Source organism: Desulfothermus okinawensis JCM 13304 (genome assembly GCF_054654515.1).
This window is the reverse complement of record NZ_BAAIEW010000022.1, coordinates 18,081-30,896: the sequence shown is the minus strand read 5'-3', so window position 1 is coordinate 30,896 and position 12,816 is coordinate 18,081. Positions and strand designations below refer to the sequence as shown.

The window sequence follows — 12,816 nt, the reverse complement described above, 5'->3', positions numbered from 1 at the left end:
CTAAAGATTTAGAAAAAACTACCTTTAAAATTCTCAAGATAAAATTTAGCTGCCCAAAACAAAGCTCCAACTATCAATGGAGGTAGTATTAATCCCACAAACCAAATCTTATTTATCCATCTACTTCTTAAACGAGGTTTTTCCTCTCCCTCAGGATAGGCCATAGGACACAACACATCAGGCACTGACACATCTTCGTCATCTTCAAAATAACTTAATAAATTTTCTGTCTTAAGCTCTTGAAGTTTTTCCGTATCCTCAACATGATAATATCTCCCCCTATATCCAAAGGAGAGGCAATAGGAATATACCTCCCTTAAATCCTTTTCTTCTTCAGATAGCCTTTCCATACGCTCAAAAAATTCTTTTCCTGCATTAGTAGTATTAAAAAATTTTCTCTGTAGTTGATTGTTCATCCAGCGTTGCCTCTCTTTCCAGGTAGAACACAATATCTTTTCATCAATATAGGCACATACGGGAAATAATCCCTTTTTCCATTTTACATTTGAAAATCCAGCTTCTCTTGCCATATTTTTAGACCTATCAAACAAATTCTCATAATGCTTCACTACCACCTGAAACTCAGGCTCTTCTCCCTTATTTAAATCCTCTAATAAATAAAGGGTGTATGCAAATATCTCCATAAAACAATCAGAAAGAGTAATACTCAACATAATAAGTCCCTTATCTTATTGCTTTAATACCACAATATTCATTTTTAGGTCCTCTGGGGCATCATCCCATACTACTACAATGTTCTTTTCTCCCATAACATGCTCCCATAGAGGATTTTCTCTATCTATCCTGAAATAGTTAGACCCTTCTTTTCTGGGAATTCCAGCTAAAGGACTATCAACATATTCTAGAGGTATCCCAGGCAGGGCACGTGCTATCAGGGTATTTACACATTCCAAAGAACACACCTTAATTAGGTTTTTTGCTGCTTCTAATAAATATGTAATATCTTCCTCTGTATTCATAATTAGATAAAAATTATTGCGTCGATCCAGACTTTCAGGTGGCAATTCCGCAACCCATCCAATCTCTTCTTTTCTGAGTTGTATAATATATTCTGGTCCAATAATTATCTCATTTAAAAGCTCCCATATGAGCCTATTCGCCTCAAAAAAACAAGAATATGGATCTTCATGGTTAAATTTTGGAAGAAGCCTCATACCTTTCTCTGTTTCAGATAATCCATTTATCCTTTCAGTAAAACAACTAAGCTCTCCAATGAGCTGGGACATAAGAACATATGCATCCCTTGGTGAAATCTTATCTGGTTGCTCAAAAAAAGAGTGAAATAGGGGGACATACCTATTTAAGGTCCGAAGTGCATAAAAATACATGAGATACTGAGCATCAATATTAGAGCCCTTGCCCCTTACTGGATTTTTAAACTCCTCCAGTTGCTTACATCTTGAAGTAATTTGGTCTTTTACTCCTTTAAAAAGCTCCAAAATCACATTAGAAGATGCAAGATTTATACATGGATAAACAAAATCTTGGGCTACTTTTATGTTCCCGCTATCCCTTATCAATTTTGCCAATGGGATAATCTCATAATCTGAAAGTTCTTGAATTTCATTTTCCCAAAAGATCTTAAGTACATAACTCATCTTTTTTATGTTTCCCAGAGGAGACGAGGGATCATAAAGGTCAGGAACCTGTTCTCCATTCTCTGGACAGACAAATCTCACTGAAATTTCACGAGGAATGTCTTCGTTATTTTTTATAAGAAAAACATTTTTTGCATCTTTACTTAGCTTTTTTAGGCCCAGATATACAAAAAATGGCTTATCTACATCAAACCATTCTTCTTTAAATGACCTGGATTTTAATATGGAGTTGCCTGGAAATACAACCCAGGACCCATCTTTAAAAATAAATTCTCCTTTATTTAATTCAAATACAAATTCATTTAAGGAATCTAAATTAATATCTGCCTTCACAACACCCCAAAGATCATTCACCCTGTATCTAATAAAAGGTGTATAAAAGTCCTTTATATAATCTTCAAGGTATTGAAAATGATGGGGTTGCAAAAATAATCCCTGGTGCCATAAAATTGGTCTTTTAGGTTCCAATTTAACCTCCTATCTGCTGGATACCTGTAGGGCCTAACATCAAATTTACAAAGAGTTTTCCAATAGATACGCTCGTCTTTTTAAACAACAAACCCTTTTTCTTATAAATTAAGGGGATCTTAAATACCCTTGAACAATTATCTGGACTTAATATATAATAACCAGCAACAACACCAATCCATCTTGCACCTTCTGCCCTATCCAGATAAATAATTTTTTCTTCTCCAGGCTCTATTATAAACTCTTTATAACCCAATAGGTCTGATTCTGCTTTACCTAGAAAACCTGTTTGCCCTAAATACTGCAATAGCCTTAGAATACCATCTTTATTTTGAATTAGATCCTTGAAATTAGATATGTCTTTTAGTTGAAAGACCTTTAAGACCAGTGTATGTGGATTATTATTAAAAAAATTCAATTTGTTGTCAGCCTTATAGTGAATCTCTATGGCCCGGGATCCATAAACCCATTTTGGTTCACGTAAATTTTTTGCATTAGAACCACAACTAATAATAAAAAATAAAGGGAAAAAAAATATTATACTCCTAAATCTCATCTTTTTCTCCATTTTATATAGTAAATCTAGTTATCAACAAAAAAATCAAAGGTCAAGATGTTAAAGGCACCTAGACCGAGGCTATCATTTTAATAAACTCGGGATAAATAAAAAAAGATGGCAGATACAAGCTTGCCGACTTATGAAGTGATTAGCAGGATAAATTGGTTTTGTTGTTTTTCCTAAATGGAGAGGCGAAAAATTTTCTGATATTTTAACTCTGGGTTAAAAAAATTTCAAAATCGAGATAAATATAGTAAGAAAGGTAAATCCTATTCCCATTGTCCATTGCATGGTAGCAAATCTTTTCTCAATAGCTTCAAACCTGGTATTCATTTCTCTTTGCAGTGCTTCAAACCTTTTCTCAGACGCATCAAACCTGACATTCATTTCTTTCTGAAGGGCTTCAAACCTTGTGTTCATCTCTTTTTGAAGCGCCTCAAACTTTTTTTCAGAGGCCTCAAATCTGGCAGTCATTTCTCTTTGCAGTGCTTCAAACCTTTTCTCAGATGCCTCAAATCTGGCAATCATTTCTTTCTGGAGAGATTCAAACCTGATATTCATTTCTTTTTGAAGTGATTCAAACTTCCTATCCGAGGCCTCAAACCTAGCATTCATTTCTTTTTGAAGCGCCTCAAACCTTGTGTTCATTTCTTTTTGAAGCGCCTCAAACCTTGTGTTCATTTCTTTTTGAAGCGATTCAAACCTTTTCTCAGAGGCCTCAAATCTGGCAAGTTCTATTTCTCTTAGAGATTTTAGCTCTTCTTCTACCTGGATAACTCTCTCTATTGTTGAAAGCTCTTTAGCCCTTTGCTCATTGGTTCGAACAAATACTTCAAGCTCTTCCCTTAAATACTTGCTTACATAGTTTCTGATATAGGCCTCTAATAATTCAGAGGACATTTGATTAGTGTTGTTTATTTCTGTGATTTCATTCATAAGACGTATGTTATGTGAAATTAATTCATTAGTCAATATAAAGCCTAATCTATGTTTATAAAAGAAAAAAAGTAGGATAGGCGAACAATACTCTCTATGGACATTGCCGAGTATGCCCTTTTGAAAAACATTATTCACTCCAATTCCGAAAAAAGGTGACTAATTTCAAAACCTAAAAGAAAAAGGCCACCCAGAGGTTCTCTCTAAGTGGCCTTAATTATTTTATATATTTTATGCCGAGGGGCGGAATCGAACCACCGACACGGGGATTTTCAGTCCCCTGCTCTACCGACTGAGCTACCTCGGCTTGCTAACTAAATTTTCAAAGAACATCCTAAGTGCCGAAGGGGAGACTCGAACTCCCACGGGGCGAACCCCACTAGGTCCTGAACCTAGCGTGTCTACCAATTCCACCACTTCGGCGTCGTTGGCGAGTCCTTATTTATACTAAAAAATCTCCATTGGCAAGTCTTTTTTGTAAATTTTTCCTAAATATTTTTAGGTTTTTTCATGAGTTTTATTATTTCCTGGGCAAGCCCTAGTGCCCTTAGTCCATCATGTCCAGTTACCTTAACTTCAGTGTCATACAAAATGGACTTTGCAAATTCTTCTAGCTCCATCTTTAGGGAATTAATATCCATTTCTGGTGGGGATATAAAATATATCTCCTTTTTACTTTCACCCTCACCTATTTCTCCTAAAAGCATAATCTCATATCCCTTATCCTTTAAAGGGCTCACCTTTTTTAGACTTAAAATTTCGCTTTTTTTGTTCAAAAAATCTATTGAAATATATTGGTCTTTTTGAAAAAGTCTCATTTTTCTCATATGTTTTGCAGATATTCTACTCGCAGTTAAATTGGCCACTGCACTATTTTCAAATTCAATTCTCACATTTGCTATGTCCTCTGATGGAGATACAACCCCTACACCACAGGCATGGACAAAATTTATTGGAGAATCTATGAGATTCAAGACTATATCTAAATCATGGATCATTATATCAAGAATAACGCTAACATCAGTACCCCTTGGATTAAACTTACTGAGTCTATGGGCCTCTATGAACATAGGTGAGAGTTGCAGATGCTGCAAACTCAAATAAGCGGGATTAAATCTCTCAATGTGACCCACCTGTAGTTTTAATTTCTTAGAATCAGCAAAAGAGACCAATTCCCTGCCCTGATCTATTGTCTCAGTAATGGGCTTTTCGATAAATACATGACAGCCCATATCCAGGGCCCTCATCCCTATCTCAAAGTGGGATTTTGTAGGAACAACTATTGAAACAGCATCACATCTATCCAGTAATTCCTCCATGTCAGTAAAAGCCGGAACATTGTATTTTATAGATATCTCTTTCATCCTGCCAATATCTTTATCATTTATTCCAACAATCTCAAAGTAAGGTATTTCTCTGGCCACCTTCAGGTGGTATTTACCAAGATGTCCCACTCCAATTACACCAAACTTTATCTTTTTCATCTAACGACTCCAATTTATGGCTAATTTTGTATTTATTACAATACAACCCTACTAAAACATTTTAAAAAATTAACTCATTTGCTCCCAAATAATCTTAGCAGCTTCAAAAGAAGCCTTTTTTGTGCCCAATTTGTGTCTCAACTCAACAAGAGAAGTCCTTACTTCCTCACACAAAGAAGGATTCTCTAGCCACCTGTTTATATGTGACGCAACTTTTTCAGGGGTGAAATCCCCTTGAATAAGCTCTGGAAAAACCTCCCTGTCCATTATAATATTTGTCATACTTATAAAATTGGTCTTAACAAACATCCTTCCAATAAAATAGGTTGGCCAGCTTACCTTATAAACAACCACCGAAGGTAGCCTAAGCAGCCCACACTCAAGGGAAGCAGTACCAGAAGCCACCACTGCAACCTTTGATCTTACCATCTCTATATACCTATTTTTAAAATCAACTAATTCATAACAAATATCCACATTCCACAACCCATGAATTAATTCTCTGCTTATGCCTGGTGCTACCACAATCTTTATGTTCAAATCTGGCATACTAGATGAGACTATCTCACATGATTTTGACATAATTGGTAAAATCTTCTTAACTTCTTTTTCCCTACTGCCAGGAAGCAGTATCAAGGTATCATCTTGTTTTTCAAGACCATCTAAATACACAAAATCCATATATTCCATTAATGGATGGCCCACATATTCAACTTTTAAGCCATGTTGTCTAAAAAATTCCTTTTCAAAGGGAAAGATACATAAGAGTTTTTTTACATATTTTTTTAAAAATTTTATCCTTCCAGGCCTCCATGCCCATACCTGGGGACTTATATAATAATATACCGGGATATTGTATTTATACGCAATTTTAGCCACTTTAAAATGAAAATCAGGTGCATCTATAAGTATTGCACATTTTATCTTGCCACTTTTAAAGACCTCTTCTATTTTTCTAAAACACCTAAAGATCTTAGGTAGATGCCCTATTACCTCAAAAAGTCCCATCACAGAAAACTCTTCTGAGCTAAACAGGCGGTTTATACCCTCCTTTGACATATTGATTCCACCAATTCCCCAAAAATCAAAGGAACAACCCTTGGACTTTAAGGCTGAAATCAGCCGTTGACCATGTAGATCCCCTGATGTCTCAAGTGCACTAATCCATACACTATCACTTTCAGGGACAAAGCAACCCTTTTTCACAATTTCCCCCTGATCTCACTCTGGATTTTATGACTCATTGTTTACTAATCTATCTACCTCAATGTAAAAATCCTTAATATTAAATGGAGACTTCAAAAATCCCTTGATGTTTTTGTTTGGGATGAAGTAATTGAAAGGGGATATAAGTAATATGGGAATGGATAATTTAAAAATTTCCATATAAGAACCAGGTAACTTTTTGGTAGGAATATGGTAATATATAACCAAATCCAAATCTAATTCAGATATATCCCTTATACCAAACAGATCTATTACGTGATAATCTCTATCTATGAGTACATCAGTTATGAGATTTTTTATTGATATATCTAAAGATAAAAGCCCTATTTTTTTCTTTTTCCCTATACGGGCCAAATATGTATCAACTAATTGGTTTATCTCGCTTAATTCTTTTTTTATTCTATTTAGCAAAATTTTATCTTGTTTCAATGAAATTGTGTTTTCAATCAATATCTTCACAGAATCCAAAATTGATACTGGATCTTCATATTGTTTATCCAAATTTTGGTTTGAAATCCTGGAAGTAAATTGTATTACTGATTGTTTTATCATTTCTCCTGGATCAGAAAAAAAGAGATTTTGCTTTGGTCTATTTAGAATCCTTTCTGTTATAATTTTATAACATTTTCCTGGCAGTGAATTGGGATGTAGTTTAGATATTGGTGCTTTATTTACCAGCTCTTGTTCAACTATACTATCTTCAAACACCGCCCCCAAGAAAAGAATTGAAATGGACAAAAATTTCTTACATGCATCCTGAAACCTGGCCATTACCTTTTTTATCTGATCCCTCCCCTTTGCCCTATTTAAAATAAGTAAAGGAGGATAATAGAGCCCATTTTCCTTTAAACTCTTTATAAGGGCATAGGCATCAGTAATAGAAGTGGGATCTGGGGTACTAATCACGATTAATTCCTTTGTAGCCAGGCAAAAGGAAAGTACCGAAGGAGCAATTCCAGGAGAGTTGTCTATTATAATAAAATCATATCCCTTTAAAGAAGAAAATTTTTGGATTAATTCCCGTCTATTTTTTGGAGAAAGGTCTGCAAGTTTTGGAATACCAGAACTTCCTGGAAGCAAGTGGAGATATTCATCTATTGGATAAATAACTTCTTCTATACTTTTTCCACTGAAAATTATATCTTCCAGGGTAAATTCAGGATTTATTCCAAGTACAACATCAATATTGGCAAGCCCAAGGTCTGCATCTATTATGCATACCTTCTTTTTGTGTTTGGATAGGTTATATGCTAGATTAAGGGAAAAGGATGTCTTTCCCACCCCACCCTTCCCACTGGCAACAGATATAATTCTACATTGAGAGCTCTTCAAAAAAACCCTCCTTGGTGAGGACGTCCTTTATGTCTTTTAACAGTGCTTTTATGTGGAAGGGTTTTTTAATACATTTATATACCCCTTTACTCAAGGCCTCGGTTATCTCTTCATGGGTGGCCATTCCTGTTATAACAATTATTGGAATATCAAAATTTTTTCTCCTTATTGCATTAATAAGGGAAAGTCCATCTAGAATTGGCATCTTTATATCCAGGAGCACTAAATCAAATCTACTTTTATCCAGAACCTCCAGAGCTTCTGCCCCATTTGAACGGCTGGTAACCTCCATACCCTCATCCTCTAATGTTTCAGTCAATATTTCGCGTATATGTTTTTCATCATCCACAACCAATATCCTGGGCTTAATATTATAACTCCTTTGTTTCTGGGAAAAGGAGTTCAAGGAGTCCAATTCCCTCAGCTCATTTATGTCCATTGGAAGTATCACCTTAACTATAGTACCTATCCCTTCTTTGCTTTTTATTTCCAACTTGCCATAGTGGTTTTCTACTATTGAATTTGATATGGAGAGTCCAAGACCAGTACCCTTTCCTGGGTCCTTTGTGGTAAAAAAGGGATCAAATATATTTTTTAGCTGTTTCTCTGGGATACCGCACCCTTGGTCTATAATCTCCACCACAATTTGTTTGTTAACAATATTGTGGGACGTCTTGATACACAAAGTACCACCTGTTTTTTCCATTGCATGTTGGGCATTGATAATTAAATTTAAAAACACCTGTTCCAATTGATTTGGATCTGCTTTTATATTTGGAAGATCCTTTTGATACTCCTTTTCAACAACTATCTTGTGTTTTCTTAGACCAGGCCCAACAAAATCCAAAACCTTATCCAACAGTAAATGTATATCCACTGAAGTTAAAGTGGGGGGAGCTGGTCTGGCAAAGTCCATGAGCCTTGATAGGATATTACTAATCCTCTCTATTTGTTCAATGATTTGATTTAAATTCTTTTTTTTCACCTCATCGGTCTCTTTTAAATGTAACAATTGGGCCCTGGCATTTATAACAGCTAAGGGGTTATTTATCTCATGGGCAGCCCCTGCTGCCAATTGTCCTGCAATAGCAAGCCTCTCTGTGTGAAGTACCTGTTTTTGGAGCTGCTGATTCTTCCATAGGGCAAAAGCAATCTCTTCATTTTTTTTCTCAAGTCTTTCTATGAGCCTAATATTCTCTATACTAGAGACCACCAACTTAACTACTTGGGACAAATATAGCTTCTCAATATCTGAAATTGAATAGTCTACTGATGCTGGGGCAAGACACAGCTCACCCTGGATATTTATGTTCTCAGAATATATTGGAACAGTATAAAAAGGAGATTTATACGATATGGTTAAGTCTATTTTTGACTGTTGGTCCACAAAAATCCTGTCCTTATAAGATGAAAACAATTCTTTTAATATTATGGGGAATTTAGATGTCTGTTGATCCCATATAGGTCTTCCTTCTTTATCTAAAAAACACCTTATTTGCCTACTCTTTTTGCTACTGTGCCATATATTTCCCTCTAATATCCAATTTTCCCGATCCAACACATAGATCAATCCTGCTCTAAAATAGGAAAAATTAGAAAACACATTTGCAATTTTCTGAAAGAGATTTTTTACACTTGTACATCTAGAAATTAATAGACCTATTTCATTAATTAATTTCTGAAAATCATAACTCTTTTTTAGCTGGTTTTTCTGCCTACTGAGCTCTAAGGCCAGTTTAGATACACGATGATTTGCCCTTTCCACTGTTTGCAAATAAATTCCTTCTAAATTCTCTTCCAGATCAAAAAAACTTGCTTTTTCCCTGTACTCTTCTAAAAATAAATAGTTGATCTCCTTTAAATCATTTTGATTTAATCCAAGCTTTTTTATAATAAGGTTCTTTTCCCTGACCTCTTCCTCTAGCACTGTATCAGCCACTGCAAATTCATGGGATAAGATATTTGCAAGCTTTACAATACAAAGAAATACGTAATAGTCCTTCAAAAACTCCAATGACCCAATATTTATATGGTGATATGAAATAACTGAAATCAAGGATTCAGACAGTCCCCACTCCCTGGTCAACCTCTTGCCTAATATAGTGTGGTCATAGCCCAGGGCTTTCTGTTCTCCCTTTAGGCTATCACCCATGTAGTCTCCAAATCTAATACCATTAATGTAATTTTCTCCTTCGCACAATAAAATACCCAATTTCCCCACATCGTGAAGTATCCCTGCTGAAAAGGCATCTTGTTTTAGTTCTGGGTATGTAGTTTTTGCTATAAGGTAAGCAAATATACCACAGGTCAAACTATGGGACAAAATCTCCTTGTGAAAATCTAAAATCCCTCTATCTTTTTTCTGTTTTTCCAAAAAGCTAAAAGATATATTGCTGAGCAGTATACATTGCAGATCAGAAATTCCAATAAGAGATATTGCGTGGGAAATATCACTGATCTTTTTTGAACGATATCTTTCAGATGCATTGACCCTTTTTAAAATGGTTACCACCAAAGCGGGATCGCTCTCAATAACCTTAGTCAACCCCTTGATATCCACATCTTCTTCAAGGGAAAGGGAGAGAGCCTTTATGGTAATAGAAGGAAGAGAAGGGAGATCTGATACTTTTTCAATACACCTGACCAATTTTTTTTCATTGTAATTTTCCAATTGTCATCCCCTATTATGACATTGAGGAGTTCATAATAAAAAACCCTAGTTTGCAATTTTCCAAACTAGGGTTACGGTAAAAAATCAGGTAAAAAATTTCAAGATTTTTTATTTTTTTCTATTGTGATTTGATGATGGTCTTGATCCCCTATCTCTATATCCTGGTCTCCTATTATCCCTTGTTTCACATTGACCACTTTTCCTTTGCTCTTCTAATAATACAGCCCGTCTACTTAGTTTAATCTTTCCTGTACCTTCCTCTATTTCTATGACTTTAACTCTGATTTGTTGTCCTGGTGAAAAACTCTTATAGATATTGTTCACACGACCAATCTCCAATTGGGAAATGTGAACCAACCCATTCACCCCTGGTAGTATCTCAACTATTGCACCAAAGTCTTTAAGAAGCTTTATCTTTCCATTGTAAACCCTTCCCAGCTCGGGCTTTTGATCGTAAAAAAGTATCTTCTCAATGGTCTTATCCATGGACTCTTTATCAGGTGCAAATATGGTTATTTTTCCATTGTCTTCAATATCAACTGTTGCCCCGGTCTCTTTTACAATGGCCTTAATATTCTTACCTGACGGTCCAATTATATCCTTTATCCTGTCAGGGGTAACCTCTATCACCTCAATCTTGGGCGCATATTCTGACAATTGTTCTCTGGGAGTTGCAATTATATTCTCCATTTTCTCTAAAATAAACAATCTTGCATCCTTTGCCTGGTTCAGGGCCCTAATTAAAATGTCCTTAGAAATCCCAGTTATTTTTATATCTAACTGAATTCCAGTAATCCCTTCCCTGTTTCCAGCAACCTTAAAATCCATATCCCCCAGGTGATCTTCATCCCCCAATATATCTGTTAATACAAAAAATTTATCGTCTTCTTTAATAAGACCCATTGCAACCCCTGCAACATGGGACTTTACAGGCACACCTGCGTCCATAAGGGCAAGTGATCCTGCACAAACCGTTGCCATTGAAGAAGAACCATTGGACTCCATTATCTCTGAGACCAACCTAATGGTAAATGGAAATTCCTCAGGAGATGGCAGTATTGGGGTGAGAGACCGCTCTGCAAGGGCACCATGTCCAATCTCTCGTCTGGACGGACCCCTGAGTTTTTTTGCCTCTCCAACACAATAGGGGGGGAAATTGTAGTGGACCATAAAACGCTTGCTAAGATCCCCTGTTAAAGTCTCAATGTGCTGCTCATCCTGACTTGATCCCAGAGTAACCACCCCCAATGCCTTGGTCTCTCCTCTGGCAAAAAGGGCTGATCCATGGGCACGGGGAAGCAATCCCACTTCCATGTTTATGTTCCTAATATCTGTTAAAGATCTACCATCAATCCTTGGTTCTCCATTTTTGATCCATTCCCTAACAATCTTACTTTCCACCTTCTTTATATAACCTGGTGCCTGTTTTAATTTTTCTTTAAGCAACTCTTCGTCAGATCCATATCTTTCATTAAGCCTTGCAATTATCTCTTCCTGAGCCTGTTTTAAGGCCAATTTTCTCTCAACCTTAGATGGTATCCTAAGTGCATCAGACAATATTTTATATCCAACCTCTTCAATTGTCTGTAAAAGCTCACTGTCCTCTTCTTTTTTTTCTACTTCCAATTTTGGCTTTCCAGCCTTGTGCCTTAGCTCTTCCTGCAACTTAACAAAAGACTGGATGTGTTTATGTCCAAATTCTATTCCATGAGCAACTAACTCTTCAGACACAAATTCACCACTTCCTTCAACCATAACAACAGCATCTTTTGTCCCTGCCACCACAATATCCATTTTACTGTATTCTAACTCCACTTGTGAAGGATTCAACACAAAGTTCCCATCAACATATGCAACCCTAACACATCCAATTGGTCCAAGGAAGGGAATTTGAGACAAATGAAGGGCACAGGATGCCCCATTTACTGCAAGCACATCAGGATCGCAATTAGGATCAGCTGAAAGTACAGTTGCAATTATCTGAACTTCTTGTCTAAAACCCTCTGGGAAAAGTGGTCTAAGGGGCCTATCAATAAGCCTTGATACTAAAGTCTCCCTCTCTGAAGGGCGACCAATCTCACGTTTGAAATAACTACCTGGAATCCTGCCAGAGGCATAGGACATCTCCTGATACTCAACAGTAAGGGGCATAAAATCTATTTCCCTGTCCAGGGGCTGAGTCACAGCAGTAACCAGCACCACTGTATCCCCACTTTGAATCCAGACACTCCCATGGGCCTGGTTTGCTAATTTTCCAGTTTCAATTATGTAATCTCTATTGTCTATCTGAGTACATACTCTAATTCCACTAATATCTGCCATACTATAAATTCTCCTCATTTATTGTTCCACGCTCAAAGTTCAAGGTTCAATGTTGCATTAAATTACAACTCTCCAATCGGATATTATAAAGCCTGCTTATTGCATTAACTCCGAAGTCTCAAGCTTTGATGAGTCCAATCTAGCTGTGGTCTGTGTCTGTGTATGTGTATGTTATGACCCAAACCTGTTACTAATCAC

General features: G+C 36.3%; 9 protein-coding genes and 2 tRNA genes. All 11 read right to left on the bottom strand.

All coding sequences use genetic code 11. The features are described from left to right. Positions 1-8 precede the first annotated feature (8 nt). Positions 9-674, bottom strand: a complete 666-nt coding sequence (locus ACYQ0O_RS09310; protein ID WP_459892392.1) for a DotU family type IV/VI secretion system protein — start codon at positions 672-674, stop codon at positions 9-11. A 15-nt stretch (positions 675-689) separates the two neighbouring features. Beyond that, positions 690-2,087, bottom strand: coding sequence for a type VI secretion system baseplate subunit TssK (gene tssK / locus ACYQ0O_RS09305; protein ID WP_459892390.1), 1,398 nt, complete (start codon positions 2,085-2,087; stop codon positions 690-692). 1 nt (position 2,088) lies between these two features. Then, entirely contained in the window at positions 2,089-2,643 is a 555-nt protein-coding gene (tssJ, locus tag ACYQ0O_RS09300; RefSeq protein ID WP_459892388.1) for a type VI secretion system lipoprotein TssJ, read from the bottom strand. 225 nt (positions 2,644-2,868) lie between these two features. Continuing rightward, entirely contained in the window at positions 2,869-3,582 is a 714-nt protein-coding gene (locus ACYQ0O_RS09295; protein WP_459892386.1) for a hypothetical protein, read from the bottom strand. Positions 3,583-3,816: 234 nt separating this feature from the next. After that, a tRNA-Phe gene (locus tag ACYQ0O_RS09290) sits at positions 3,817-3,889 on the bottom strand. 32 nt (positions 3,890-3,921) lie between these two features. Beyond that, positions 3,922-4,005 (bottom strand) — tRNA-Leu (locus tag ACYQ0O_RS09285). A 65-nt stretch (positions 4,006-4,070) separates the two neighbouring features. Continuing rightward, positions 4,071-5,066, bottom strand: coding sequence for a Gfo/Idh/MocA family oxidoreductase (locus ACYQ0O_RS09280; RefSeq protein WP_459892384.1), 996 nt, complete (start codon positions 5,064-5,066; stop codon positions 4,071-4,073). A gap of 69 nt (positions 5,067-5,135) precedes the next feature. Next, on the bottom strand, positions 5,136-6,272 hold the full coding sequence (gene lpxB / locus ACYQ0O_RS09275) for a lipid-A-disaccharide synthase (RefSeq protein WP_459892382.1): 1,137 nt from the start codon (positions 6,270-6,272) through the stop codon (positions 5,136-5,138). Between the two features lie 27 nt (positions 6,273-6,299). Then, positions 6,300-7,625 carry a MinD/ParA family protein gene (locus ACYQ0O_RS09270; protein WP_459892380.1) on the bottom strand — a complete coding sequence of 442 codons (1,326 nt, stop codon included), beginning with the start codon at positions 7,623-7,625 and terminating at the stop codon, positions 6,300-6,302. Beyond that, a complete protein-coding gene (locus ACYQ0O_RS09265; RefSeq protein WP_459892378.1) occupies positions 7,606-10,296 on the bottom strand; it encodes an HDOD domain-containing protein in 2,691 nt (896 codons plus the stop codon). Before ACYQ0O_RS09265 ends, ACYQ0O_RS09270 begins: the two co-directional genes overlap by 20 nt. 108 nt (positions 10,297-10,404) lie before the next feature. Then, entirely contained in the window at positions 10,405-12,618 is a 2,214-nt protein-coding gene (gene pnp, locus ACYQ0O_RS09260; protein ID WP_459892376.1) for a polyribonucleotide nucleotidyltransferase, read from the bottom strand. Between the last annotated feature and the right edge of the window lie 198 nt (positions 12,619-12,816).